We start from the raw sequence: 26,195 nt of genomic DNA on the forward strand, positions 1-26,195 counted from the left end.
GGTCAGCGGTGGAGTTTGGACTGCCAGTCGTCGGGGACGTTGCCGCCGGGGACCGGTTGGGTCTCGGGGCGGGAGGCCGGCGGGGCGAGGTCGGGGCCGTCGTAGTACTGGGACTCGCCGTAGTGCCAGAACCAGTCCTCGCCGGGTTCGAAGCTGCGGACGATCGGGTGGCCGGACTCGGCGGCGTGGGCGGAGGCGTGCTGGGCGGGGGACGAGTCGCAGCAGCCGATGTGACCGCACTGGGCGCAGCGCCGCAGGTGGAACCACCAGCCGCCGGCGTCCAGGCACTCGACGCAGCCGGTGCCACTCGGCGGGACGGTGCTGTCGATACCCGGCGTTCCAGAAGTCATACCGCACATCCTGTCCGCTCCCCGCCCCCTGGACAAGGAACGGCTACTCGGGCCACGCCGAGTTCTTGATGACGTCGACGAAGTCCGTACGCCGGAATCCGGGGACGAAGTGTTCGAGGACGTCGGCCTTCACGTTGCCGAAGGTGGTCGCGGGGCGGTCCTGGATACCGGTCGTGAACGCCTCCAGGATGCGGGGCTTGAAGTCCGGCCGGGGATGCGCCGCGGTCACGGCGGACCGTTCGGCGTCGGTGATCGCGTCGTACCCGATGCCGAGCACGTCCAGTTCGACGCCGCGGGTGACGAGGGCGATCTCGGCGGACAGGTGGAGCGGGATCTCCGGGGTGGTGTGCAACGCGATCGCCGTCCACACCCGGTCGGCCGGGTCACCGGAGATGCCGTGGGCGTTGAGGAAACGGCGGGCCTCGTCGGCGCCGTCGATCTCGAAGCGCTGGTCCGTACGGCGGTACTGCTCGGTCAGGCCGAGGTCGTGGAACATCGCGCCGACGTACAGGAGTTCCGGGTCGTAGCTGAGGTCGCGGCCGCGGAGGGAGCCGAACAGGAACACGCGGCGGGAGTGGTCGAAGAGGAGCGGGGTGGCGGCGCTGCGGACGAGTTCGGTCGCCTCGCGGGCGAGTGTGCTGTCCGGGATCCGGATGCCGGCGATCTCCTCGGTCATGGTGCGTCCTTTCGTGGGTGGAGCTCCAGATTCGCGGGCGTGGGTAGACTGCCGCCATGTCCTTCTCGCCAGCCGAACCACATATTCGGACACGCCGGGTCGCGTTCGTCGTGTACGACGGGGTGACGCTGCTGGACGTCACCGGACCGCTCGAGGTCCTGCATCAGGCGAACCGCGGGACTCCGCGGTACGAGGTGGTGCTGGTGTCCGCGCGGAGTGGAGAGGTACGGAGCGCGTCGGGCGTCTCGTTGGCGGGTGTCATCACGACGGCGGGAGCCGGTGTGGTGGACACCGTGGTGGTCGCGGGCGCGGATCACCTGGTGGATCGCGTGCCCGAGGACGTGCTGGAGGTGACCGCGACGCTGGTCCAGGACGCCGACCGGGTCGCCTCCGTCTGCAGCGGGGCGTTCGTGCTGGCCGAGCTCGGAATGCTGGACGGACGACGGGCGACCACGCACTGGCGGCATGCGGCAGCGTTGGCGCGGAAGTATCCGCGGGTGCGCGTCGAGCCGGATGCGCTGCACCTCGCCGACGGGCGGTACGTGACCTCGGCCGGGATCAGCGCCGGCATAGACCTCACACTCGCGCTGGTGGAGTCGGACCACGGCGCCGACCTGGCCCGGGCGGTGGCCCGTGAGCTGGTGGTGTTCATGCAGCGCCCGGGCGGCCAGTCGCAGTTCTCGACCGCGATGGCGACCCCGCCGCCGCGGACAGACCAATTGCGGGCGATCACCGACGCGGTCATCGCCGACCCGGCCGCCGACCACACGCTGCCGAACCTCGCGGCCGCGGCTGCGGTCAGTCCGCGTCACTTGACCCGCTTGTTCCAGACCGAGTTCGACACGTCCCCGGCCCGCTGGGTCGAACGCGTACGGCTCGATCGCGCGCAGCAACTCCTGCTCGACGGCCACAACATCACCGCGGCCGCACGCCTCAGCGGCCTGGGCAGCGACGAAACCCTCCGCCGCGCGTTCGCCCGCCATCTCGGCACCACGCCCACGGAGTACCTGCGCCGATTCAGATCCGGCGTACGAACAGGACACTAGCTGGCCGCTACCTCCGCGAAGCTCAACGCATGACAACACAGCAGATCCCGGGCGGTAAGTCGACCATCACTCCGTACGTCGTCGTCAAGGGCGCGGACAAGTTCCTGGACTTCGTGGAGCGGACGTTCGAGGTGCAGGCGTCGGGGCGGTTCCTGAACGAGGACGGGACCGTCGGGCACGCGGAGATCACCGTCGGCGAGTCGGTGCTGATGACCTTCGACGCGGCGCCCGAGTGGCCGAACACGCCCGCGTTCCTCAGCGTGTACGTCGACGACGTCGAGCGGACGTACCGGCGGGCGATCGAGGCCGGCGCGACGGTCGTCACCGAGCTGATGTACTCCGGGATCACCGGCGACCGCGGCGGCCGGGTGCAGGACCCGACCGGCAACATCTGGTGGCTCCAGACGCACGTCGAGGATGTTGACCCGGGCAACCTTCCGGCCTTGTTCGCGGACCCGGCCGAGGCCGCGCTGATGCGGAAGGCCCAAGAGACCTTCGCCGCCGCAATGGGAGGCTAACCGGCAAGTCGTACCGGTTGGCCCGGGCGGAGTTGGGCGCAGGCGTCCAGGTCGGCGGCGGCGACGTACGCGATGACCGGGTAGCCGCCGGTCACCGGGTGGTCGGCGAGGAAGATGACCGGGGTCCCGGACGGGGGGATCTGGACGGCGCCGTGGGTCATGCCCTCGCTGGCCAGTTCGCCGGTGCGGGCGCGTTCCAGCGGCACGCCGTCGAGGCGTACGCCGACGCGGTTGCTGTTGGTGCTCACGCTGTAGACCTGGGTGAGAAGGGATTCCCAGCCGGCATCGGTGAACCAGTCCCGTCGTGGACCGGGCGTCACGCGCAGCACCACCTCACCGGCGGCCGGGTGGGCGACCGGGGCCAGGTCCACCCCGGGCATCGGGTTCTCCGACGAGCCGACCGGCAGCGTCTGCCCAGCCACCAAAGGCGAAGGGCCGAGGCCGGAGAGCAGATCGGTGGAGCGGGAGCCCAGGACGGGTGGGACGTCGATGCCGCCGCGGACCGCGACGTACGTGCGGAGACCGCTGGTGGGCGGCCCGAAACGCAGAACCTGCCCCGACCTCAGCACAGCGGGAGCATTCAGTGGTACGCCGGTGCACGGGGCGCCGGTGATGGCGACGACGACATCGCCGTCCGCGTGCAGGGCGAGACCGCCGTAGGTCACCTCCAGAGCGGCCGCACCGTCGTGGTTGCCGACCAGCCGGTTCGCCAACGCGTAGGAGGCCCGGTCGCAGGCGCCCGACGCCGGCACCCCGAGCGCGGCCTGGCCGGCCCGTCCGAGGTCCTGGATCGTTGCCAACGGCCCCGTTGTCAGAACGGTCAGGCTGCTCATCCACGACCTGCGTCGACGAACCGGACCCGGCGGCCGGGGTGCAGCAGGGCGGCGGGCTCGCGGGACGAGTCGAAGATCCGCACCACCGTCCGGCCGATCAACTGCCATCCGCCGGGGGACTCGCGCGGGTAGACGCCGCTGAACTCGCCGCCCAGCGCGACAGCCCCGGCCGGGACCTTCGTCCGGGGCGACGGCCGGCGCGGGATGTTCCACTCCCCGGCCGCGGTCAGGTAGCCGAACCCCGGGGCGAAGCCGGAGAAGGCGACGGTCCACTCCTCGGCGGTGTGGCGGGCGACGACGTCCTCCGGGGTGCAGCCGAGCAACTCGGCGACGTTGCCCAGGTCCTCGCCGTCGTACACGACCGGGATGCCGATCAGGTCCCCGGCGGTCCGGCGGTCCCGGGCGGGGGTGAGGCGCCGGAGAGCGTGCGACAAGGCGGTCGTACTGCCGCTCGTGGTGACCAGGATCGTCCGCGCGGCCGGGACGATGTCGACGACGCCGGCCGGCGGATCGGCGGTCAGTGCGGCGTAGTACCCGAGGACCTCGTCGAGGTCGTCCAGCTCCACCAGCACGGCCTGCTGACCCGAAGGGAGAATCCGCATCAGCCCGTGAACGGGCGCACCGGCACGCCCGCTCCCTCCAGCGCGCCGCGCACGCGCCGCGCGATCTCGACAGCCCCCGGAGTGTCGCCGTGGACGCAGATCGACGCCGCTTCGACGACGAACGAGCCGCCGGAGTGGTCGCGGATCGCCCGCCCGGTCGCCATCGCCGTGCACCGGGTCGCGATCTCGTCCGCGTCGTGCAGCACGGAGCCGGCCTCGCGCCGCGGAACCAACGTGCCGGACGGTGTGTACGCACGGTCCGCGAACGCCTCGTGCACGACGCTCAGGCCGGCCTCGGCGGCCAGCCGAAGCCACGCGGAGCCGGGCAGGCCGAGGACCGGGAGCGTCCGGTCGTACTCGGCGACCGCGGTCACCACGGCGGTGGCCTGCTCCATGTGGTGGCCGATCGTGTTGTAGAGCGCCCCGTGCGGCTTCACGTACCGGACCTGGCCGCCCGCGATCCGTGCGAAGGCATCCAGGGCGCCGATCTGGTACAGCACCTCGTCGCGCAGCACGTCCGGGGCGACGTCCACGTGGCGCCGTCCGAAGCCGGCCTTGTCGGCGTATCCGACGTGGGCGCCGATGGCGACGCCGCGCTCGACCGCCTCGGCCGTCACCCGGCGCATGATCGACGGGTCCCCGGCGTGGAACCCACAGGCCACGTTCGCGCTGGTCACGACCTCGAGCAGCGCCGAGTCGTCACCCATCGACCAGCAACCGAAGCCCTCGCCCATGTCCGCGTTGAGGTCCATGAGCCCGAGCGTAGGGATTGTTGAACAATCCTGCAAGAGCCTTGTTCCACTTTTTCCGCCCACCTGGGATGATGCAGAGATGACTGAGACCGGCCGCCAGGCCTGGCTGCGGACCGTCGCCGCCGACGTCGCGCGGCTGGACCGGAGCAGCTCGGCGGAGCGTGCTGCCGACATCCTGCGGCGCAGCATCACCGAGGGTGCGCTGCCGCCCGGCGCGCAGCTGTCCGAGGTCGAGCTGACCGAGGTCCTGGAGGTCAGCCGGAACACGCTCCGCGAGGCCTTCCGGCTGCTCACCCACGAAGGCCTGCTGGTCTACAAGCTGCACCGCGGCGTGTTCGTCCCGGAGCTCGGCGAGCAGGACGTGATCGACCTCTACCGGCTGCGCCGCGTCCTCGAGGTGGACGTTGTCCGCGGGCTGTCCGGGCGCGACCCGGAGCTGCCCGCGAGCCGCCTGGAGCCGCTGCACGACGACGTCGAGGTGGCCGAGGCCGCCGCCCGGGCGGACCGCTGGCCGGCCGTGGGTACGGCGAACATGCGCTTCCACGAGCACCTGATCGGCCTGGCCGACAGCTCGCGGATGGACGCGATGACCGGCCGGCTGCTCGCCGAACTGCGGCTGCTGTTCCACGTGATCGCGGCGCCGCGCGAGCTGCACGAGCCGTACATCGAGCGGAACCGCGGCCTGCTCGAACTGCTCGAGGCCCGCAAGTACGACGAGGCCGCCGAGGACCTGCACCAGTACCTCCTCGACTCCGAGCACGGCATCCTGGCCGCCTTCCGGGATAAGGGCTTGCAAACCCCGGCCGCCACCTGAGTTGATGAGTCAAACCGTCAGCAGCAAAGGGGAGTACAGGTCATGACCGATGACGCCCGGACCGACCAGACGCCGAAGTCCTACCGCCCGATCGACGCCAAGGGATTCCGGGACTTCATCTCCCGCGGCTGGGGGCCGGTCGACCGGTCGGTGGCGGTGCCGGAGGGGCTCGCGGAGGCGGCCGCGGAGCACCGGCGGAAGCTCGCCGCGGCACTGCCGGGCCGCCGGATCGCGCTCGGCGCGGGCCGGGCCCCGGTCCGGTCGAACGACACCGACTACCAGTTCCGCGCGGACAGCGACTTCGTCTGGCTGACCGGCTGCCAGGCCGAGGGCGCGGTCCTGGTCATCTCCGGCGACGGCGACGCGACGCTGTACCTGCGCGAGACCGCAGGCCCGGACGAGGCGGACTTCTTCGCGAACGCGCGCGACGGTGAGCTGTGGATCGGGCCGGTGCCGGGCCTGAAGGACTGGTCGGACGCGCTGCAGATCGCCTGCCGCCCGCTCGACGAGCTGCCCGCCGCGGTGCGCGGCGCCGTACCGTTCATGCTGTCGGTGCCCGGAGTGGAGCCGATGCTGGACGCCCTGGTCCGGACGTCGCCCACCGACGGCAACGCGCTGCGGCAGAGCATCGCCGAGCTGCGCCGGATCAAGGACGACTGGGAGCTCGACCAGCTCCGCGAGGCGGTCGCGGCCAGCGTGCTGGCGTTCGGCGACGTCGCGAGCGAGCTGCCGGAGGCGATCCGCGGCGGCGGTGAGCGCTGGCTGCAGGGCACCTTCGACCGGCGCGCGCGGACCGCGGGCAACGGCGTCGGCTACGCGTCGATCGTTGCCGCTGGCAACCACGCGCCGGTGCTGCACTGGGTCCGCAACGACGGCCCGGTGAACGAGGGCGACGTGATTCTGCTCGACGCCGGCGTCGAGACCCGCACGCTCTACACCGCCGACGTGACCCGGACGTTCCCGGCCACCGGCGAGTACACGGCGGCACAGCGGCAGGTGCACGACCTGGTGCACAAGGCGCAGCTCGCCTCGCTGGAGGCGGTCAAGGTCGGGGCGCCGTACCGCGCCTTCCAGCACGAGGCGTTGCGGGTGCTGGCCGAGGGCCTGCGGGACTGGGGCCTGCTGGACGTCTCGATGGACGAGCTGCTCGGCCCGGACGGCCAGCAGCACCGCCGGTACATCGTCTGCGGCACCGGCCACTACATCGGCCTCGACGTCCACGACTGCGACGCGTCCCGGCCGGAGGCCTACTTCGCCGGCACCATCGAGGCGGGGATGGCGCTCGCGGTCGAGCCGGGCCTGTACTTCCACCCGAACGACGAGACCGTGCCGCCCGAGCTGCGCGGGATCGGGATCCGGATCGAGGACAACGTGGTGGTGCACGAGGACCGGCTGGAGATCCTCACCGAGGACCTGCCGATCACCACCGACGGGCTGGAGCAGTGGACCCGCTCGCATCTCGGGAAGTAATCAAGATTACCGATCACGAACAGTAACGTTCGCCGTCGCCCCACGATGTACAGGGCGGGGGAGGGCTGATCTCGGCTCGGCGCGTGGCAGTGGGGGGCCACGTACCACGCGCCAAGCCGAGGCGGCCTCGACCGGGCCAGGGGGACCCGGCATCCCCGGGTACGGGGAGTAGTCATCATGAACCTACGGGTGCGCGTAATGAACTGCGGCGACCGGCATTGGTACGCCGACATCGACGACGCCGACGATCCGCAACCGGACGATCCGTTCTGGTACGTCGACAACTGCCGGAGCCAGGGGCAGGCGCTGGAGACGGCCTGTACCGAGCTCCGGCTGATGTCCGGCCGGCTGGTCCGCGGCGATCAGCTGGACCGGGTGCTGGAAATCACCGGCGTCCCGGTCTGACGGATCAGACCGATCAGGTCGGGGATACGGCGGCGCAGCTGCTGCCGCGCTTCGGTACGTCCCGCGCGGTCAGGTAGTCGTCGATCGTCGACCGCATGCAGGCGCTCGTGCTGTAACTGCCGTGCCCCCAGCCTTCGTACGTGACGAGTACGCCGTTCTTGCCGAGCTGGCGTGCCACGCTCCGGGCCCAGTTGTAGCCGGTCGCCGGATCGTGGACCGTGCCCGCGAGCAGGATCGGTGTCCTGAGGTCCCGGACATCCAGAACGTGCTGCGGGTTGTTAGCCGGCGGCTGGCCGAGACAGATCGACACGGCCATCAGCTGGCCCGGGTAGCGCATGTCCGGATTGTTCCGGGCCAGCCGGTCGAGCTGAGCGGCGTACTCCCGGTAGGAGCGCACCGGGAGGTTCCAGTCCTGGCAGAACACCGCCAGCGGGTACGACGCCAACCCCGTCGGGGTCGGTGCCTGACCGGTCGGCGGGGCACTGGTGTCCAGCTGCTTCAACATGTCGGCAAGAGCCGCCCACTCCGGGTCGTAGAGCAACTTGAACGCCCTGAAGCTCAGGTTGAACGGCGTGATGGGGACGGTCGGGTGCTGCGGGTCCGGCACCGCGCCGCGGTCCGCCCGAGCGAGCAGGCCCGCCCACAGGGTGTGGATGTCGCGGCCGTGCAGCGCACAGGTGTCCGTCGCGTCGCACCACTTCACGAACTCGCTGAACGAGTCCTGCGCCGCTTCCGCCTGCTGGTCGAGGAACTTGCGGGTCGGGGAGGCACTGTGGTCGCTGATACCTTCCAGGACCATCGCGCGGACCCGGCCCGGATACGTCTCGGCATACTGTCCACCGAGCACGGTGCCGTACGAGCTGCCGTGGAACGAGATCGTGGACTCACCAAGCGCCTGCCGGACGGCGTCGAGGTCGCGCACCGTCTGCCAGGTGTCGAGGTGGTCGTACACCGGACCGGTGTGCTCGCGGCAGTCCGTGGCGAGCTGCCGGTTGTAGCTGATCGTCCCGGTGAAGCCGGCCGCGCTCCTGATGATCGGCGACGGCTGCTTCGCGAGGAGCTCGGCCGAGCACTTCACCGGGTTACTGCGTCCGACGCCGCGCGGGTCGAAGCTGACGATGTCGAAGCGGTCCTGCAGTTCGGCGCTGAACCGCGACATCCCGGTCTTGATCCGATCGACCCCGGAGTCACCGGGGCCGCCCGGCCCGAACACGAGCACGCCCACCCGCTCACCGGGCGCCGCTGCCTGCCGCCTCGCCACTGCGAGGCCGAAGGTCGGTCCGCCCGGGTTCCGCCAGTCGACGGGTACCTGCAAGGTCGCGCACTGTGATCCCTTCACCTCGGCGGGATCGTCTCTGCCTTCAGGTTTGCAGTCGGTCCACTGCAGGCGCGGCTCGGCCGAGGCGGCGGTCGTCAGCCCGACGGTCGCCATGCCGAGTACTGCGGCACCCACGAGGGTGCGTCGGATGAATTTCATGCGAACGATCGTTCGGCAATCGCTTGCTGCAGGCATCCGGGACCAGCCCCGCCGGCACCCCGAACCCGGCGTGGGGGGCTTGTGAGGGTCGGGGGCGAGGGCCGGATTGACGGCGCCCCGCAGACCGCCGTACCGTCCACAACGTCAGTCAGTTCAACAAGCCGCATGAACCCGTGCGGGAGAGTCCCGGGGCACCGGGCGCCGTAGGAGCAACTCTCCCCAAGAATCTCTCAGGCACCTTCACCGCGCGGGCGAGGCACCTCTGGAAGACATCCGTCTGACAGAGCGGGGAGGACACCAAACGGTCAACGGCGACCGGAAGGAACCTCCACACGATGGCGATCAGCGTCTTCGACCTGTTCAGTATCGGGATCGGTCCGTCGAGCTCCCACACCGTGGGGCCGATGCGCGCCGCCCGCACGTTCGCACTCGGCCTCGCCGACGACGGCCTGCTGGCCGCGACGGCGACCGTCGAGTCCCAGCTGTTCGGGTCGCTCGGGGCCACCGGCCACGGGCACGGCAGCAACAAGGCGGTCATCCTCGGGCTCGAGGGCGAGGACCCCGAGACGATCGTGACGCACTCCGTCGACGCCCGGGTCGAGACGATCCGCGAGCGCGGCCGGCTGCTGCTCGCTGGCGTCCGGGAGATCGCGTTCGACGAGCACCGCGACCTGGTGATGCACCGCCGCAAGGCGCTCCCGTACCACCCGAACGGGATGATCTTCGTCGCCCGCGACGACCAGGGCGCGGTCCTGCGGGAACGCACGTACTACTCGGTCGGCGGCGGCTTCGTGGTCGACGAGAACGCCGCCGCGGGGGACCGGATCGTGCCGGACACCACTCCGCTGAAGTACCCGTTCAGCACCGGCGCCGAGCTGCTCGACCGGTGCCGGGAGTCGCAGCTGCCGGTCAGCGAGGTGATGCTCGCGAACGAGCTGGCCTGGCGGACCGAGGACGAGATCCGCGACGGACTGCTGCGGATCTGGCAGGTGATGCAGGACTGCGTCCGCGAGGGCTGCGAGACCGAGGGCATCCTGCCCGGCGGTCTGAAGGTGCCGCGCCGCGCACACGCCCTGCACCGCAAGCTCAGCCAGGACCCGTGGTCGGTCGACCCGCTCAAGGTGATGGACTGGGTGAACCTGTTCGCGCTCGCGGTCAACGAGCAGAACGCGTCCGGCGGGCGGATCGTCACCGCGCCGACGAACGGTGCCGCCGGCATCATCCCGGCCGTCCTGCACTACTACCGGCGGTTCGTGCCCGGGGCGACCGACGACGGCGCGGTCCGGTTCCTGCTGACGGCCGGCGCGATCGGTGTGCTGTACAAGGAGAACGCCTCGATCTCCGGCGCCGAGGTCGGCTGCCAGGGCGAGGTCGGCTCGGCCTGCTCGATGGCCGCCGCCGGTCTCTGCGAGGTGCTCGGCGGTACGCCGCAACAGGTCGAGAACGCCGCGGAGATCGCGATGGAGCACAACCTCGGCCTGACCTGCGACCCGGTCGGCGGGCTGGTGCAGATCCCGTGCATCGAGCGGAACGCGATGGCGTCGGTGAAGGCGATCAACGCGGCCCGGATGGCGATGCACGGCGACGGCGTGCACGTGGTCACGCTCGACAAGGTGATCAAGACGATGCGCGAGACCGGCCGGGACATGAAGGTCAAGTACAAGGAGACCTCCCGCGGCGGGCTCGCGGTGAACGTCATCGAGTGCTGATCACCACGGCCTCGTCACCCGAACGAACTTCAGCAACGAATCAACTGCGCGGGACACCAGGGACCGGCAGTACCAGGCTGTGCCGGGTCCGGCGCGGAATACTGGACGGCATGGGTGAGCTCGGGAAGACGTTGCATGCCTGGCGGGACCGGGTGACGCCCGCCGAGGTCGGGCTGCCGACCGGCGGGACCCGGCGTGCGCCCGGCCTCCGGCGCGAGGAGCTGGCGCTGCTCGCCGGGCTCTCGGTCGACTACATCGTCCGGCTGGAACAGGGTCGCTCGGACTCGCCGTCCGCCCAGGTGCTGACCGCGCTGGCCCGGGCGCTCCGGCTGTCCGATGCCGAGCGCAACCATCTGTTCGCGCTGGCCGGCGAGGTGGAGCCGTCGCCCGGGCGGATCTCGGCGTACGTCCCGCCGGGGGTGCAGCGGATCGTCGACCAGCTGGACGGCGCGCCGTTGTGCGTGTGCGACGCGGCCTGGACGGCGATCAGCTGGAACCCGATGTTCGCCGCGCTCGCCGGTGACCCGTCGCCGTGGCACGGCCGGCAGCGCAACATCATCTACCGGCACTTCCTGATGCCCGGCGACCGGTTCGAGCAGACGCCCGAGCAGCGGCGGGACTTCCGAATCGCGATGGTCACGGACCTGCGCGCGTCGGTCGCCCGGTACCCGCACGACCCGGATCTGCGGGCGCTGATCGAGGAGCTGTGCGCCGTACCGGAGTTCGCGGTGCTGTGGGACCAGCCGGTGATCGGGTTCCACCGGTCCGAGCGGAAGGTCGTCCGGCATCCGGAGGTCGGGACGTTCGCGATCGACTGCGACGTGCTGTCCGTGCCGGGCAGCGATCTGCGGATCGTCGTCTACACCGCGGCGCCGAACAGCGAGGCGGCCGAGAAGCTCCGGTTGTTGTCGGTGATCGGCCTGCAGGAGCTGACCCGCTGACGCACCGCATTGCTACGAACGCGTAACCAGTACCGCAATTCCCGGAAGGTCTCGCTTTGGCGTGGAATTTCTTCCAAGGGCTGTTTGAAACGACTGGTCTGCCGATACCCTGCGGGACTTGTGAACGCGATGCCCGCCACGGCTACCCGCCGCCCGCCCTGGCAGCACCCGCGGCGCCGCCAGGTCGCCGCCGGCGTCGGCATCCTGCTGCTCGGGTACCTCGCGCTGTTCTTCACCGCGTTGCTCGGCGGCCCGCGGATCGGGGCGCCGTTCCTGCCGCTCCCCGGCGGCGGCCCGGACCCGGCCACCCCGGTCGCCGGCCCGCAGCCCGGTCAGCCGTCCCAGAACGTCGCGATCCCGCACCAGGCCACGTCGACCCCGGCGACCACCCCGGCGCCGACGCCCACCGCCGTACCGACGCCGTTGCTCAGCGCCACCGATCCGCCCGAGGTCGTGCGGTCGGCCGGCAGCACATTCACGCCGTACCCGACCCGGCCGGGCGAGACGCCGACGCCGGAGATCGTCGAGTCCACGGGCCCGACGCATCCGCCGGTCACCGAGCGCCCGCCGACGGACCCGGCGACGACCGTGCCGACCGCGCAGCCGACCGCATCGCCGACCGCGGACCCGACGAGGTCCCCGACGACCAGCCCGACCACTCCCACCACCTCGCCGACCACGCCGGACGACCCCGGCAAGCCCAGCAGCGTCGGCGGCTTCCTCGGCCGCCTACTACACAAACTCGGCCTCTAGTACGCCTCGACCTCGGTGAGGGTGGCGTTGCCGTTCGGTTGGGGCTGGAGGTTGATCTGCCAGCCCTGGGCGGGGGTGAAGGTCTGCTCGAACTTCTTGAACGAGCAGTCCGAGCGGAACTTGCGGTGCTGCGGATCCCAGTCGGAGCCGCTCTTGAAGTACAGGTGATAGGTGCCGCCGATCCGGTTCACCGTGATCGTCCCGGCGGCCCGGAGGTAGACCATGATCTGCGGGCTGCCAGGTGGCCGTCCGTCGTTCACGATCGAGATCGCGACGTCCTTCGCCGTACCGTTGGTGATCTTCAGCCGGCCCGACCCCGCGGTACCGCGGCGGACCAGGACCTCGCCGCTCGCCGGCCGCTCCTCCTTCGGCGCCGGTCCCGGATCCGGCAGCGTGGTGCCGAACCTCAGCTTCAGCTCCGTCAGTTGGGTGAGCGCCGTACTCAGGTCGGTGCGCAACTGCCGTTGCACCTTCTGCGAGGTGTACGCGACCCCGCCGCAGCGCGCGTCGTCCTCGGTCTGGCCCAAGGTGCTGGTCAGCCGGGTCGCCGCGACGCCGATCCGCGTCTGCAGGAGTTGGTGTACGGCGCTCAGCCGGGAGGTCACGGTCAACGCCGCCAGCCGGATCGCGATCGTGTTCAGCGACTGCGCCAGCGTGGTGATCGCCACGCCCAGCCCCTCCGCGGTCCGCACCCGGGTCAGTGGCCGCGCCGATCCGCCCAGCACCTGGTCGATCCGGGTCAGCTCCGCCTGGTACGCCGACGTACCCAGCGGCCCGGCCGTCGGTACGGTCGCCGCCGGCGCCGGCGCGGAGCTACTCGAAGCCGACGTGACCGGGTCCGGACGTCGCGGATCGGCACCGCAGCCGGTCAGCAGGCACAACCCGACACACAGCGCAGCCCAGCGCCTCATCCCCACCCCCAGGTCCCCACCCTCGAGACACCAGCATAGGTGGTGTCATCAATCCCGAGCAGCAGGACGGACGAACGGGAACGCCAGCGTGCTGCGGATGTTCTGGCCGGTCAGCATCATCATCACCCGGTCAACGCCGATGCCGAGCCCGCCGGTCGGCGGCATCGCGTACTCCAGCGCGGACAGGAAGTCCTCGTCCAGCGACATCGCCTCGGGATCGCCGGCGGCGGCCTTCAGCGACTGCTCGGTGAGCCGCCGGCGCTGCTCGACCGGGTCGACGAGTTCGGAGTACGCCGTACCGATCTCGGCGCCGAACGCGACCAGGTCCCAGCGCTCGGCGAGCCGCGGTTCGGAACGATGGTTCCGGGTCAGCGGCGACGTCTCCAGCGGGAAGTCCGTGTAGAACGTCGGCAGCATCGTGTTCGGCTCGACGAGCTCGTCGTACAGCTCCAGCACCAGCTCGCCCGCGGTCATGTCGAAGGTCGTGTGTACGCCGTGATCCGCGCACAGCTCGCGCAGTCGCTCGACCGGAGTGTCGACGTCCACGCACACCCCGGCGGCCTGGCCGACCGCGTCGTGCACGGTGACCACCGGCCATTCGCCGGAGATGTCGATCTCCTCGCCGTCCCGCCGTACGACAGGCTTCCCGTACACCGCGGTGGCCACCTCGATCAGCAGCTCGCGGGTCAGCTCGCGCATCACCACGTAGTCGGCGTACGGCTGGTAGGCCTCGACCGAGGTGAACTCCGGGTTGTGGGTCGCGTCCGCGCCCTCGTTGCGGAAGTTCCGGTTCAGCTCGAAGATCTTGCCCATCCCGCCGACGCTCAGCCGCTTCAGGAACAGCTCCGGCGCGATCCGCAGGAACAGGTCGGTGTCGTAGGCGTTGATGTGGGTGACGAACGGCCGGGCGTTCGCGCCGCCGTGCACCGCCTGCAGCATCGGCGTCTCCACCTCGATGAACCCGCGGGTCTCGAAACCGTTGCGCAGGGCCCGGACCGCGGCGCTGCGCTGCTGCATCATCCGCAGCGAGTCCGGGTTCATCACCAGGTCGATGTGCCGCTGCCGGACCCGTGCCTCCGGGTCGGTGAAGCCCTTCCGCTTGTCCGGCAACGGGTGCAGGCACTTCGCGGCCATCGCCCAGGTCGTGACCTCGATCGACAGCTCGCCGCGCCGGCTGGTGACGATCTCGCCGGTCACGCTGACGTGGTCGCCGATGTCGACAAGTCGCCGCCACTGGTCGAGCGGTTCCGCGCCGCAGGACCCGGTGGTGAGCATCACCTGCAGCTGCGTCGACCCGTCCTGCAGCTGGGCGAACGACAGACCGCCGTGGTCCCGCATCCGCAGCACCCGGCCCGTCACCGAGACGACGTGGCCGGTGTGACGATCCGGCGGCAGGTTCGGGTACAGCTCGCGGACGCGTTCCAGGGTTTCGGTCCGCGGCACGCTGACCGGGTACGGATCGATGCCCGCGGCAACGAGTTCGGCGAGCTTGGTGCGCCGGATCTGCTCCTGCTCGGTGAGCTTGCGGGCCGGCAGCACGGGGCGCAGCAGCTCCACCTCCTGCTCCCGGACGGCGGCGGCGAACGACCCGCCGTCGGTGGCCATGATCGCGTGCCGTTCGCCTGCCTCGACGCTGTCGACCCGTGTCCACGGCCGCGGCGCGGGCAGGAAGCCTTCCGCCGTACCGGCGGCGAGAACGACCTGCGCCAGCGACGCTCCGCGCGCGTAGCACATCAGCCGCGGCGACCAGCGGGGCAGGTACTTCTCGTTCGACTGGTACAGACTCTCCAGCTGCCAGAAGCGCGACGCCGCGGTCAGCAACGCGTTCGTGGCCCGCAGCACCGGGCCGGCGCCGACCCGCTCGGCGTCGCTGAAGATCTCCCGGAACATCGCGAAGTTCAGCGAGATCCGGTGGATGCCGAGGTCGCTGCTCGCGTCGATCAGCGACGTGACCATGAACTCCATCAGGCCGTTCGCGGACTCCGGGTCGCGGCGCATCAGGTCCAGCGACACACCGCGCACTCCCCACGGCACGAACGACAGCAGCCCGCGAACCGTACCCTCGGCGTCCCGCGCGATCACCATCACGCAGCGTGCGTCGGCCGGGTCGCCGAGCCGCCCGAGCGCCATCGAGAACCCGCGCTCGGTCCGCGCCCCGCGCCACTTCTCGGTGAGATGGACGTACTCCGCCAGCGCTTCGGGGGACAGGTCGCCGTGCCGGACCACCTCGGCGTGGTACCCGGCCCGCTGGACCCGGGTCACCGCCTGGCGGACAGGGCGCATCGTCCGGCCCTCGAGAGTGAAGTCCGCCACGTCGATGATCGCCTCGTCGCCCATCGACAGCGCGCGCAGACCTGCGTCGACGTACGCCTGCGCAGCCTCCTCGCTGGCCGACAGCACCGCGGGGGACCAGCCGTACCGCCGGGCTTCGGCGATCCATCGCTGGATCGCGGCCGGCCAGGCGACCGGGTCGCCGAGCGGGTCGCCGCTGGCCAGGCTGACGCCGTTGACCACCCGGTACGCGATCGCGGCCTCGTTGTCCGGGGCGAACACGACCGCCTTGTCGCGGCGGGTCGCGAAGTACCCGAGGGAGTCCCGCTCGCCGTGCAGCAGGAGCAGCCGGCGTACCTCGAGCTCCTCGGGCTGGGTCAGGTACCGGACGCGTTGCACGGAGCGGAGAAAGATCCAGAACGCGACCACCAGCGAGGCCGCGGAGATCGCGCCGACGGTGAGACCGATCCAGCCGTGGCCCTCGTGACCGCCCATCTTGCTCCGGGACTGGCCGAGGGCGGCGATCACCGCCCAGCCGATCTTCTGCCGTTGTCCGCTGAGCGTCCGTGGGAAGAGCTGGGTGAGCGTGATGCTGACCGCGATCGAGATCAGCATGCCGAAGACCAGCGCGCCGATCGCGAGCCGCCGGCTACCGGGCGCGAGCCGGGCCGGGAACGCGCCGCGGATCGTCCACAGCAGTACGACGATGCCCGCGACCACGACCGCCTGCACGATGCCCCACTCGAGGTCCTGCACGCTGGCCGGACCGAAGTCGCGGAGCAGTTCCGCGTCCGTCGGGTTCGCCAGCCGGACACTGGTGAAGGCGATGCCGGCGACCTGTGCGAGCAGCCACAGCGCTTCGAAGACCCACAGCACCCAGAGCAGAGCGGCCCGCTTGCCGCGCAGCAGTGCGCTGCCGACGACGGCGAGGTAGACGGCGGAGAAGATCGTGTGCCCGGCCGGAATCCCGATGAAGTCGAAGCCGATGTCGACGTGCTTGACGAACTTCGGAGCCGCGAAACGCAACGGGATCGCAATGAACGACCAGACCGAGGCCAGCACGACGACGCGGCCCACCCAGACCGCTGCCCGATGCTTCCAGACCGGCACTACCGCAACTTGTTCCGACCGCACCAGCCGATCATCCCATTAGTTTGCTGAGACTTTGGTCGAGCTAGCACTACCTCGACAGTACAGCTGACGCCACAGTCAAGACTTTGGTTGACATGCGACGGTGCTGACATGGTTCATGTGCCCTATCGTCTGCTCCGCAATCTGATGCTCGCGGCCGCCGTGCTGTACTGCAGCCTGCTGCTGGAGGCGGCCGCGGGGTTTCCGCTGGACGTGCATCACTCGTTCCTGAGCGAGCTGGGCGCATTAGACCAATCAACGAGTTTCCTGGCCCGGGCGATGGATCTGACCACGGGCGTGTTGCTGGTGGTCGCCGTACTGGTGGCACGTCCCGCGGTGCGCGGTCGGCGGGGGCTATTGGTCAGTACGGCCGCCTTCGCGCTCGGGACGTTGTTCGACGCGCTGTCGCCGATGGACTGTGCACCGTCGGCCAGTGAGGTCTGCCGGACGGCCGAGGCGAACGGGCAGTCCGGTGTGGGCCTGGTGCTGCACGAGGTGACCTCCACGATCGCAGGTCTCGGCAGCATCGCCTTGGGCGTCTATGCACTGCTCGCACTCCGGAAGGCCGGGTGGGGCGGCGCCCGGGGCCGGGCGGTCGCCGTACTGGCGGCTGGTGTTGCTGTGACACAGTCCTGGCTCGGTCTGCAGACGGCGAGCGACGTACTGACCGGTGACGCCCTGGATGCGCCGGGCATCCTGCAGCGGGCGTCGGTGCTGCTGGTTTCCTTGTTGCTGGGGACATTGCTACCAGCCCTGAGGCACGCTTGTGTCGATGAGCATGACGTGGATCGTGGTGCCCGGCTTGGCCGTAGCCCCGGAGGAGTTCGGGCGGGTAGCCGAGCTGCTGCCCGCTGAGGATCTCCGCGTGATCGACCCATGGCGTACGCCGGTCACCTCGGACGTCGATGCGCTACGGGCCGCGGCCCGGGTGCCGTCGGGCGTCCAGGTCGGGCTGATCGGGCATTCGATCGGCGGGCTCGCCGTACTGCGGTGGGCGTTGACGCGCCCGGGCGAGGTGTCCCGGCTGGTCCTCGTCGACAGCAGCCTCCCGTCGGAGACAGGGTGGCAGCCGTTCTACCCGGGACAGCGTGGCGATCAGGCGACCCGGTCTGTGGTGCGCTTCCTCGGACAGGTCGGCGTACCGCAGCTGGTCGGGCCTACGGTACGACGGTTGAGCGTCCGGTTCGGCAGTACGTCGAACCGGGACCCGTTGTCCAAGGCAACCGCCAAGGAACGGTACGCCGGACAGGACTCGTGGCTGATCTTCTGGGACGAGCTGTCCGCCAGCTGGGAGCTGGCGGCCGAGGTGGCGAAGCTCGTGGCCGCACCGGTCGACACAGTCCCACCGACCGCGATGCTGGTGGCGACCGGCGGAATGGCCCGCTTCACCGCCAAGAGCTGGCTGTCCGGCCAACGGAAACTCGCCGCCGCCCTCGGCGCCACCGTCGAAGTCGTGCCCGACTCGGAGCACCTGGTCCACCTGGACCGCCCGGACGCTATCGCCACCGCCGTCCGTCGGCTGTAGACTCGACTGAAACAGTCGTGGCAGTAATTTTCCGTAGTGGATGTGAACGATGAGTGATCGCATTCCGTGGGACCTGCGGTGCCGGTGGTTCTTCGACGACGTCCGGGTGCACTGGCGCCGGATCCATCGCCTCTACGTCGGCCGCGCCTACGGCTGGGGCAAGCGGTGATCGTCATCACGTGCTCGGCGTGTGATCGGCGCATGCTGCTGCCGTTGAGCATGGTGACGGGCCTGGACCGCCGGCTCGATCTGGCGGGACAGGTGCAGTACGAGCTCAGCTACACCTGCTGGTGCGGCATGCCCGGTGTGAAGGTGGTCGCAGGGCCTAGGTAGTGCTGGTCATCGCCGGTGTCGGGAGCTTGCGCTGCCACACCTCGTCCAGTGCCATCCGCATCGCGCCCGTGACTACCGCGTCCTCGGCCAGAGCGGACAGCTCCAGCTTCGGGTGATTGAGCGTCAGCAGCCGCAGCTGGTCCGAGATCGCGTCCAGCAGTACGGCGCCGGCGCGGGCGACACCGCCGCCGATGACGACCGCGGTCGGGTCCAGCACGAGGACCGACGGAGCCAACGCCCGCGCGAACGTCCGAGCCACCTGCTGTACGACGGCCTGCGCGACCGGGTCACGCTCCGCGGCCGCGGCGAACACGTCCGCGGTGTCGAGTTGCTCACCGCCGAGCTCAGCCAGCCGCGACTTCGGGTTGTCCAGCGCGGCCTGACGTCCGAGCGCCGCGATCGCCTCCGAGCCGACCGCACGCTCGAGCGGCCCGCGGCTGTCCTCCGGGTTGATCACGTCGTCGTTGTCGGTCGCGATGAAGCCGATCTCACCGGCCGCCCCGGTCCCGCGGTGCAGCCGTCCGTCGATGACGATGCCCGCGCCGAGCCGCTCGCCCCACTGGACCGCCAGCAGTGTCCCGGTGCCGCCACGCGCGGCCGCGATCGCCAGGGCCGCCAGGTTCGCGTCGTTGTCCAGCATCACCGGGCAGTCGAGCAGGCCGCGCAGGTGCTTGATCAGGTCGACCGCCGACCAGCCCGGCACGCTCGGCACCAGTTGGACGCGGCCGGTGTGCTCGTCGACGATGCCGGGGCTGGCGGCGACCACGGCGGCGATGTCCTCGGCCGGCACCTCGGCCTCGGCCAGGGCCTCGTCGATGACCTCGCCGATCACGCCGAGCAGTTCCTGGGCGGACCAGCCCGGTCCGGAGCGGCGTACCAGCGAGAGCTTGCGGCCCGCCAGGTCGGAGACGCCGACGGTCACCCGGTGCGGGCCGACGTCCAGTCCGAGCACCGGCGCCGCGCGGCCGCGCAGCGAGACGCGGATCGCCGGGCGGCCGAGCGAACGGTCCGCGGAGTCGGGTCCGTGCTGCTGCAGCCAGCCGGCGTCGAGCAGCTCGTCCACGGCCTGGGCGACGGTCGGCCGGGCCAGCCCGGTGCGCTCGACCAGCTCGGCGACGCGCAACGGTGCGGGCGCGGACCGACGGACCGCGTCCAGGACCGAGGCGACATTGATCCGCCGCAGCATCGTCGTACCGCCGCCGCCGACCGTTCCCTTGCCCATGTCCGACCCCTTGCCTGCCACCCGCACAGTATACGGAGCGAGCGTTCGTAAATACTGTCCAATCCGCGCGCCGACTGGCGGATGCCGGTGCGTGCGTCGACAACTATCACCCCGGGAGGGCCGCAGGCTCCAATACACGCACCCTGCCCGAAATCAGCACTGATCAGTCCTGCAGAACCGACCGGGCGAAACTGCTCAGTGCCTCCCGGTCCGGTTGCTGGGTCTTGGTCATCAGACTGGCCACGTGCTTCTCGACCGTCCGCGGCGAGATGTGCAGCCGGGACGCGATCGACTTGTTCCCGATCCGGTCCACCAGCAACCGGCAGACCTCGTACTCGCGGGTGGTCACTCCGAGCTGCCGCAGGTACGCCGGAACCTGCTCCGACCCGGTCCGCCGCTGGGAGACGGTCGCACCGAGTTGCCGCATCAGCCCGCGGCAGGCACTCGCGACCGCGGTGATGCCCGCGGTGTGGAAGTACTCCTCGGCCAGCCGCAACCACGCGACAGGATCACCCCAGCCGTCCGCGGCGGCCGGTTCCGCCACCATCCGCAGCCCGAGGTGCTGCGCCAGCGGGAACAGCGACGCTGTCTCTGTCGCCTCCTGCAGCTTCGCGCTGGCCGCGTCACCCTGCCCGTCGCGGCCGAGCAGCACGGCGTGTGCGAACTGGACGAACTGCTTGTTCCACCGCATCCCGCTCGCCGCGGTCGCGGTGACCGCCTCGAAGTGCGCCCAGCCGTTGCGCCCGGACAGCACGCCGAGCAGCAAGGCCAGCCCGTTCTTGCCGGTCAGGTGCAGGGTGGTCGGGTTCTGGGCGTCGAACGCGAGTGCCTGCGCCAGCTCGGAGTCGGCCAGGTCGCGGTTCTCCTCCATCAGCGCACAGAAGGTCCGGGCCAGCCCGTAGGAGTACGGCAGTTCGTACGACGCCCGCTCGCCGCCCCAGTGCGCGACCTCCGCCAGTGCCGCCTCCATCGCGGACCGCCGGCCCTGGTGGGCCTCCAGCATTGCCTTGATGGCGAGGAAGTACGTCGCGAACCGGCCCATCCGCAGCCGCCGGGTGACCTCCATGCCCTCGGCGATGATCTCGGCGGCTCGCGGGTACTCGGACCGCAGGATCGCCTGCTGGCCGAGGATGGCGTCCACGTCGTACATCAGCTGGATCGCGCCGATCCGCTGCGCCTGCTGCCGGGCTCGCTCGAGCTCGACGATGCTGCCGTCGGCGAGGCAGATGGTGCCGGCCTGGAAGTAGTGCGAGGTGACCCGCTGAAGGACCATCCCGTGGTTCTCGGCGATCTGCCGGGCCCGGTGGAAGTAGTCGATCGACCGGTCCAGGTCGTGCTCGCGGGCCAGAATGCCCAGCAGTTGCAGGGCTTCGCAGGCCACCTCGGGCAGGTCGGCGCGTTCGGCCGCCGCGGCGGCGCGGGTGGCCAGCTCGGTCGCGACCTGGATCCGCCGGGGACTCTGTCGGGCGAGCTCGAGGTTGGCGGCGACCCCGTCGACCGGCGCGAGATCGGCGTCCCCGGGATCGGTGCCGAGCAACGAGCGAGCGGCCGCGACATGGTCGAGCGCGACCAACGTGCGTCCCGCCATCATCTCGGCGTTCGCGAACTGGACGTGCAGCGCGGCGAGCTTGCGGCTGTCGAGATTGCGGTCGGCGAGCTCGTCGACGGTCGCGGCGTGCGCGGCGATGTGCTCGAAGCCGCCGGTCGCACTGAGCGCGAGCAGCAGCGAGCCGAGCACCTCGGCCCGGTAGCCGACGTCGGGATCGGCGGCGAGCAACGTGTTCGCGCGGTCCAGCAGGTTGGTCGCCGACCCGGTCGAGCCGTCGTCGAACGACCGGCGTCCGGCGAGCGCGAACAGCCGGCCGGCGCGGATGGGTTCGCCGCCGGCCTCGGCGAGTTCGGCGACCATCGGGCACCACTCGCCCGGCAGTCCTGGATGCAGTTCCTCGACCGCGTCCGCGCAGCGTTGGGCCAAGTTGGCGCGTTCGGTCGGCGTCAGACCGGCGAGCAGCGACTCAGCGGTGAGCGGATGCCGGAACGCGTACCAGTCCGGCGCCGGCTCGTCCGGACCGACCAGCTGAGCGGCGACGCCGGCCCGGAGCGTTGCCAGCAGCAAGCGTTCGTCCGTCCCGGTCGCCTCGCGGACGACACTCAGCGGGAACCGGTGCCCGATCACGGCCGCCAGCACGAGGATGTCCCGCGACTGTGGACCGAGCTGCGCGGTACGGCTGCTGATACTCCGGACGACAGCGGGCGGCACATTCGTCTGCAGGTCGTCGATGACCTGCACGCCGTCCGGCCCGGACACAAGCTGTCCGCTGCGGTTCGCCTCTTGCAGCAGTTCCTCAACGACAAAAGGGATGCCGGCGCTGTCGGCCCACAGCTGATCGGCGAGCTGCTCCGGCACGCTCTCGACCGGAACCTCCAGGCAACCCGCGGCAAGCTCGGCCACCTCGCCGCGCTGTAACGGTTGCAGCTCGACCAATTGCGCGGCGCCGCGTTGCGCCGACAGCTGTGCCAGTTCGTAGGCCGCGCACATCTCGGACCGCAGCGTGGCTACGAGCGCGACCGGCTGGTCCTCCAAGTTGTCGAGCAGGTACTCGATGACGGCCAGCGTCTCGGGGTCGGAGCCATGGAGGTCCTCGAGAACGAGCAGACAGCCGCGGTCCCGACCTACCAGCGTCAGGAGTCGCAGTACTGCCTCTCCGAGTACAACCGGTGACGCAGCGGTGTCGTGTGCGGTGCCGTCGTCCCAGTCCGGGACGAGGCGGCCGAGCACCTGCCGGTATGGCCCGAGGCCTTCTGCCGCGGGCATCTCGCCGCGCCGGATCAACGACAGCAGCGCCTCGGTGAACGGGCGGAAGGCAACCATCGTGCCGATCGCGCCGACCCGTCCACGCAGCATCGCAAGGCCGGTGTCGAGAGCCTGGGTGGTGGCGGCCGCGGCCAACCGGCTCTTGCCGATGCCGGGTTCGCCGACCAGGAACATCGCACCGCCGCTGCCGCTGCGGGCTCCGGTCAGCAGACGGTGGAGAGCCTCGATCTCCTCGTCCCTGCCGACCACGACGGGCGAACGGGTCTGCATGCTGCCAACTGTATAGAGATCCGGCTGCCGCCGCAGGTACGTCGTGCAGGTGGCCGGCCACGCTGGAGCGCGGCCGGCCACCGGTCAGACGTTCGCTGGCTCCGGCCGGCGAATCACCGGACCTAGATGCCGCCGTACGGCCAGCCGTTGGCCGTCATGACGGCAACTGCCGCGGCGCCCATGCCGACGTACGCCGCGAGGGCGATCGCTCCGGCGCGGACCCGATGCCACCTCGACGTCGTGATCGGAGCGGACTGAACGTTGTGCTGCTGAACATCGTGCTGCTGGGCGGTCATGCTGTAACCCCTTGTCACACAGTGGGTCCCGATCCTGTGCCAGACCGCGACCCGGCGGTTGGTTGGAGCAGCAGCACGGACGGAACCCGCTCGGGGAACGCAAGACGGAGCAGCCCGTACCCGATCCCTGCCAGACCGGTCAGCAGGCCTGGAGACGGTACGTTGTTGGGCGTCCCGCACTGCGGTCCGTACTGCTCTACTGCCGCGAGCACCAGCCCGGCACGACGTCGTCGCGCCGCCTCTGTGGCCGGATACTCACGTGCGGCGAGCCACAGCAGTGGCTCCACCGCGCCGAGCTCGCCGTGGCACAGACTCAGGTCGGCGAGCACCGGACGTTCGGTTGCGGCTCTCACGTAGGCGTCGAGATCCGCGGGGACTCCTGCCGATGCCCTGGCCAGGGCGGTGCCGGCATCGCCCCAGCACCACCCGTGGCCAGCTGGACCGTTCCGGCGGTCCAGATCAGCAGCCGCGCGCGCAGCATCGAGGTACCGGTCGCCGGGTACGCCGTACTGGCCGAGCGCCCACGCGATCCCCTGGAAGCCACGAGCGAAGCCATGGTCCGCTGCTACTCGGCCATGGAGGCCGCTTTCTACTGTGGCAACCAGGTGGTCGGCGTAGCGCTCGGCCAGCCGGCCGGCGGCCGGAAAGCCTTGTACTGCTTGCATCGCGGCCAGCCCGCCCGCCGCACCAGCGGCGTACGACGGGAACTCTGTTGGGTCCGGCACGAGCCGCTCACTGACCTCCAGCGACGCGGCCAGCCAGTCGTTGAGGTCGTTGTCGTCGAGGAGCGCGGCCAGCCGGCTGAGGCCGTAGCTGAGGCCACCGAGTCCGTGGAAGCCGGAACTGGCGCACTCCGGGTCTTCGGCGAGTGTCTCGAGTAGTCGGGGGATCGGCCGGATCGCGTCGCGGGCCAGCTCGCAGTACTTCTGCGCCCCGGTCAGTACGCCGATCTGCGCGAGGAACAGCGCCGTACCGGTGTAGCCGTTGGACAGGCCGGCGCCCAGTTGACGGACAGACCAGTGACGGTCGTCGACCAGTTCGAGACCGAGCCAGTTGGCCGCGCCACCGGGTTCGCTGACGACCTGCGCCATGATCTCGTCGGCGATGTCCGCGGCCGCCGCAAGGAACTGATCGGGGTCCGCCTCGCTGGTCCCCACGTGCGGCCGGACCGCCGTACCGGTGTGCGTGATCGGCTCGGGCCGGGTGGCGAGCGACGCGGAGATCAGCCAGGTCTGGCGGTGCTCGTCGATGTCGCCGAGGTTCGCGACCTTGGCCCGGACCGCGGCTAGGCCGTCGACGGCCAGGACGTCGGCGATCCGGGTGCCGTCGGAGGCCCAGACGTCCCGGCTGTCCGGGCGCGCGGTGAACAGCGGTACGTCGCCGGCCCACAGGTCGGACAGCTCGTACGGGACGAACGCCTGCAGCGACTCGTCCGCGTCCCACAACAGGTCCAGCAGCTGACTCCGGCCGACCGCGTCCCGCAGTACCTCGGGGTGCGTCGACTCGTCCAGCAGACCCGTGTAGAGACTGATCGGCCGCGGTACGAAGCGGACCTGGTCCGAAGCGCACTGCGCCAGCAGCCCGTCCAGGTCCTCACTGTCGCGGACGATCGCCTCGTACGCGGTCCGGAACCCTGTGAGTACGGCGTTCTCGTGCTCTCGCGGCTCGATCGCGGTCCCGTCGAGCGACGGCCGGTTGACGGCCCGGTCCGTCCGGTCGGGACGACGTACCAGATGCATCGAGTCCAGGCCGGCGTCCGCCCAGTCCACCACGCTCCGCGACGTCAGTGGACCGGCGTCGCCACCAAGCCCGCGGTACACAGACTGCAGGAGGGCCCGGTACGCCGGATCGCCGGTCGCCGTCACCTGGCTCGGGTGGAACAGCGTCTCCACGTCAACCAGCACCGGCTGGTCGCCCGCCGCGATCAGGTTCTCGAAGTGGATGTCGGTGCCGTCCAGCACGTACAGCAACGCCAGCAGCGCGCCCTGGCGGTGGTGGAACCGGCGGACGCCGGACAGGTCCTCGCAGGGCTCGTGGACGACGAACTCCAGCCAGCCGTAGCCGTCGCGGGGGACGAGCCGGACCGTGCGGATGCCGAGCGAGGTCCGGGCGTTCAGCCAGTCGACGAAGGCGTTGAAGTGTCCGTGCAGCTCGACAGGCCGGGGCTTGTAGACCAGCCGCTGTCCGCTCGCGAACGTCAGGATCGCGGTCGACCGGCCACCCTGGTGGGTGTCACCGACCGGTTCGATCGCTACCAGCGCTCCGGGGTCCCGGCCGTCGAACAGGCCTGCGACGAGCGCCCCACGGTCCTCGGCCAGTCGCGCCAGCAGCTCGAGGTGACCCTCGACGCCCTGCCGGCACGACTCGCCGAGAACCCGGGCCAGGACCGGGTAAGCGGCCAGGAACTCCGCCAGCTCGTTTCCTCCGACGAGGTGGTCGGTGAAGTTGAGGAAACGTGCAGCGGAGGTGTCACCGGCCAGCTCTCCCCGGTCCCGGGCCCCGGCCAGCTCGCGGACCAGAGTCCGCGCGGCCAGCTTTACCAGGCGGAGACCGAGATGGTGCAGGAACGCCTCGGCCAGTACGCCGCTGTGCCCCGCCGCGGCCAGGTCCTGCCGGGCGGAGTCCAGCAGCGGCTGCAGACAACGCATGAGCGCCTGCCGCCAGTCCGTGCCGGACCCACCCGCTGCCGTGGCCGCCCCACCTGATGTGTGGCCGCCGCCGGCACCGGTCCCTGCGGGGTCTCGACCGGCGGCAGGCGCGCTCGGTGGGAGGGAGGTACTGCGCTCCACGTACTCGGCCCAGGCCGGCGCCGACTGCGTCAGTGCGGTGCCCAGCTCCTGCGGCCGCAGGCCCGCCGACCACCAGGTCTTGCAGCGGTCGGTCCTGGTGGGCCGGGTGGTCGCGGAGTCGAGCACGCGCTCAGGCTGTCATCGCGGGCCGGGGCGGTGCATGGGTGATCAGCACCCATATTTAGGCCGCTGCACAGCCCCGAACTTTGGGTGACGACTCCCCATGCGCGAACCGGACCCGCGCTGTCACTGTGGGTGCGTGCTCACCACTGTCGCTCCCGGACTG

At 70.7% G+C, this 26,195-nt stretch carries 23 protein-coding genes and 1 riboswitch; of the genes, 11 read left to right on the plus strand and 12 right to left on the minus strand.

Features of this window, described 5'->3' with window-relative positions; all coding sequences use genetic code 11:
• Positions 1 to 2: 2 nt before the first annotated feature.
• Complete coding sequence (locus AB0M51_RS19210) at positions 3 to 350, minus strand: UBP-type zinc finger domain-containing protein (RefSeq protein WP_344197257.1); 348 nt, start codon at positions 348 to 350, stop codon at positions 3 to 5.
• 43 nt (positions 351 to 393) lie between these two features.
• Positions 394 to 1,026, minus strand: coding sequence for an HD domain-containing protein (locus tag AB0M51_RS19215; protein ID WP_344197259.1), 633 nt, complete (start codon positions 1,024 to 1,026; stop codon positions 394 to 396).
• A gap of 56 nt (positions 1,027 to 1,082) precedes the next feature.
• Here AB0M51_RS19215 and AB0M51_RS19220 point away from each other — a divergent pair, with 56 nt between their 5' ends.
• Together AB0M51_RS19220 and AB0M51_RS19225 are read left to right on the plus strand one after the other, a co-directional pair.
• Positions 1,083 to 2,072 (plus strand): helix-turn-helix domain-containing protein, encoded by a 990-nt coding sequence (locus AB0M51_RS19220; RefSeq protein ID WP_344197261.1) that lies wholly within the window; start codon positions 1,083 to 1,085, stop codon positions 2,070 to 2,072.
• Positions 2,073 to 2,101: 29 nt separating this feature from the next.
• Positions 2,102 to 2,590, plus strand: coding sequence for a VOC family protein (locus AB0M51_RS19225; protein WP_344197263.1), 489 nt, complete (start codon positions 2,102 to 2,104; stop codon positions 2,588 to 2,590).
• Here the strand turns inward: AB0M51_RS19225 and AB0M51_RS19230 are convergent.
• From AB0M51_RS19230 to AB0M51_RS19240, 3 genes are read right to left on the minus strand one after another with little or no spacing between them, the layout of a single operon-like run.
• Positions 2,587 to 3,423, minus strand: a complete 837-nt coding sequence (locus AB0M51_RS19230; protein ID WP_344197265.1) for a biotin-dependent carboxyltransferase family protein — start codon at positions 3,421 to 3,423, stop codon at positions 2,587 to 2,589. The genes AB0M51_RS19225 and AB0M51_RS19230 overlap by 4 nt on opposite strands.
• Positions 3,420 to 4,025, minus strand: a complete 606-nt coding sequence (locus AB0M51_RS19235) for an allophanate hydrolase subunit 1 (RefSeq protein WP_344197267.1) — start codon at positions 4,023 to 4,025, stop codon at positions 3,420 to 3,422. The genes AB0M51_RS19230 and AB0M51_RS19235 overlap by 4 nt, the downstream gene beginning before the upstream one ends.
• Positions 4,025 to 4,777 carry a 5-oxoprolinase subunit PxpA gene (locus AB0M51_RS19240; protein ID WP_363749701.1) on the minus strand — a complete coding sequence of 251 codons (753 nt, stop codon included), beginning with the start codon at positions 4,775 to 4,777 and terminating at the stop codon, positions 4,025 to 4,027. Before AB0M51_RS19240 ends, AB0M51_RS19235 begins: the two co-directional genes overlap by 1 nt.
• Before the next feature lie 79 nt (positions 4,778 to 4,856).
• Here AB0M51_RS19240 and AB0M51_RS19245 point away from each other — a divergent pair, with 79 nt between their 5' ends.
• The 3 genes from AB0M51_RS19245 to AB0M51_RS19255 all read left to right on the plus strand — a co-directional run bounded on the left by AB0M51_RS19245 (position 4,857) and on the right by AB0M51_RS19255 (position 7,466).
• Entirely contained in the window at positions 4,857 to 5,591 is a 735-nt protein-coding gene (locus tag AB0M51_RS19245; protein WP_344197271.1) for a GntR family transcriptional regulator, read from the plus strand.
• A gap of 42 nt (positions 5,592 to 5,633) precedes the next feature.
• Entirely contained in the window at positions 5,634 to 7,061 is a 1,428-nt protein-coding gene (locus AB0M51_RS19250; protein WP_344197273.1) for an aminopeptidase P family protein, read from the plus strand.
• A 177-nt stretch (positions 7,062 to 7,238) separates the two neighbouring features.
• Positions 7,239 to 7,466: a hypothetical protein gene (locus AB0M51_RS19255; protein WP_344197275.1), complete on the plus strand. Its 228-nt coding sequence runs from the start codon at positions 7,239 to 7,241 to the stop codon at positions 7,464 to 7,466.
• 13 nt (positions 7,467 to 7,479) lie between these two features.
• Here AB0M51_RS19255 and AB0M51_RS19260 read toward each other — a convergent pair whose 3' ends face one another.
• A complete protein-coding gene (locus AB0M51_RS19260) occupies positions 7,480 to 8,943 on the minus strand; it encodes an alpha/beta hydrolase (protein WP_344197277.1) in 1,464 nt (487 codons plus the stop codon).
• Positions 8,944 to 9,109: 166 nt separating this feature from the next.
• A riboswitch (glycine riboswitch) is annotated at positions 9,110 to 9,199 on the plus strand.
• Positions 9,200 to 9,278: 79 nt separating this feature from the next.
• Between AB0M51_RS19260 and AB0M51_RS19265 the strand changes: the two genes are divergently transcribed.
• The 3 genes from AB0M51_RS19265 to AB0M51_RS19275 all read left to right on the plus strand — a co-directional run bounded on the left by AB0M51_RS19265 (position 9,279) and on the right by AB0M51_RS19275 (position 12,346).
• Positions 9,279 to 10,652 carry an L-serine ammonia-lyase gene (locus tag AB0M51_RS19265; RefSeq protein ID WP_344197279.1) on the plus strand — a complete coding sequence of 458 codons (1,374 nt, stop codon included), beginning with the start codon at positions 9,279 to 9,281 and terminating at the stop codon, positions 10,650 to 10,652.
• Positions 10,653 to 10,762: 110 nt separating this feature from the next.
• Positions 10,763 to 11,593 (plus strand): helix-turn-helix transcriptional regulator, encoded by an 831-nt coding sequence (locus AB0M51_RS19270; RefSeq protein ID WP_344197281.1) that lies wholly within the window; start codon positions 10,763 to 10,765, stop codon positions 11,591 to 11,593.
• 129 nt (positions 11,594 to 11,722) lie between these two features.
• Complete coding sequence (locus AB0M51_RS19275) at positions 11,723 to 12,346, plus strand: hypothetical protein (protein ID WP_344197283.1); 624 nt, start codon at positions 11,723 to 11,725, stop codon at positions 12,344 to 12,346.
• On the opposite strand, the gene AB0M51_RS19280 is transcribed toward AB0M51_RS19275, so the two are convergent.
• Together AB0M51_RS19280 and lysX are read right to left on the minus strand one after the other, a co-directional pair.
• Positions 12,343 to 13,257 carry a hypothetical protein gene (locus AB0M51_RS19280; protein WP_344197285.1) on the minus strand — a complete coding sequence of 305 codons (915 nt, stop codon included), beginning with the start codon at positions 13,255 to 13,257 and terminating at the stop codon, positions 12,343 to 12,345. The two genes, AB0M51_RS19275 and AB0M51_RS19280, sit on opposite strands and share 4 nt — an antisense overlap.
• 48 nt (positions 13,258 to 13,305) lie before the next feature.
• Positions 13,306 to 16,638 (minus strand): bifunctional lysylphosphatidylglycerol synthetase/lysine--tRNA ligase LysX, encoded by a 3,333-nt coding sequence (gene lysX / locus AB0M51_RS19285; RefSeq protein ID WP_344197287.1) that lies wholly within the window; start codon positions 16,636 to 16,638, stop codon positions 13,306 to 13,308.
• Positions 16,639 to 16,770: 132 nt separating this feature from the next.
• Between lysX and AB0M51_RS19290 the strand changes: the two genes are divergently transcribed.
• The 3 genes from AB0M51_RS19290 to AB0M51_RS19300 all read left to right on the plus strand — a co-directional run bounded on the left by AB0M51_RS19290 (position 16,771) and on the right by AB0M51_RS19300 (position 18,517).
• Complete coding sequence (locus tag AB0M51_RS19290) at positions 16,771 to 17,514, plus strand: DUF998 domain-containing protein (RefSeq protein WP_344197289.1); 744 nt, start codon at positions 16,771 to 16,773, stop codon at positions 17,512 to 17,514.
• Positions 17,432 to 18,184, plus strand: a complete 753-nt coding sequence (locus AB0M51_RS19295) for an alpha/beta hydrolase (RefSeq protein WP_344197291.1) — start codon at positions 17,432 to 17,434, stop codon at positions 18,182 to 18,184. The genes AB0M51_RS19290 and AB0M51_RS19295 overlap by 83 nt, the downstream gene beginning before the upstream one ends.
• Positions 18,185 to 18,385: 201 nt before the next feature.
• Positions 18,386 to 18,517 (plus strand): hypothetical protein, encoded by a 132-nt coding sequence (locus AB0M51_RS19300; RefSeq protein WP_344197293.1) that lies wholly within the window; start codon positions 18,386 to 18,388, stop codon positions 18,515 to 18,517.
• Here AB0M51_RS19300 and AB0M51_RS19305 read toward each other — a convergent pair.
• The 4 genes from AB0M51_RS19305 to AB0M51_RS19320 form a co-directional block, all read right to left on the minus strand.
• Positions 18,510 to 19,760 carry an ROK family transcriptional regulator gene (locus tag AB0M51_RS19305; protein WP_344197295.1) on the minus strand — a complete coding sequence of 417 codons (1,251 nt, stop codon included), beginning with the start codon at positions 19,758 to 19,760 and terminating at the stop codon, positions 18,510 to 18,512. The two genes, AB0M51_RS19300 and AB0M51_RS19305, sit on opposite strands and share 8 nt — an antisense overlap.
• 142 nt (positions 19,761 to 19,902) lie before the next feature.
• Positions 19,903 to 22,824, minus strand: coding sequence for an AAA family ATPase (locus tag AB0M51_RS19310; RefSeq protein WP_344197297.1), 2,922 nt, complete (start codon positions 22,822 to 22,824; stop codon positions 19,903 to 19,905).
• Between the two features lie 122 nt (positions 22,825 to 22,946).
• Positions 22,947 to 23,120, minus strand: coding sequence for a hypothetical protein (locus tag AB0M51_RS19315; RefSeq protein ID WP_344197299.1), 174 nt, complete (start codon positions 23,118 to 23,120; stop codon positions 22,947 to 22,949).
• Positions 23,121 to 23,134: 14 nt separating this feature from the next.
• Positions 23,135 to 26,035, minus strand: a complete 2,901-nt coding sequence (locus tag AB0M51_RS19320) for a type 2 lanthipeptide synthetase LanM family protein (protein WP_344197301.1) — start codon at positions 26,033 to 26,035, stop codon at positions 23,135 to 23,137.
• Between the last annotated feature and the right edge of the window lie 160 nt (positions 26,036 to 26,195).

It is taken from the genome of Kribbella sp. NPDC051137 (genome assembly GCF_040682535.1).
Taxonomy (GTDB): Bacteria; Actinomycetota; Actinomycetes; order Propionibacteriales; family Kribbellaceae; genus Kribbella; species Kribbella karoonensis.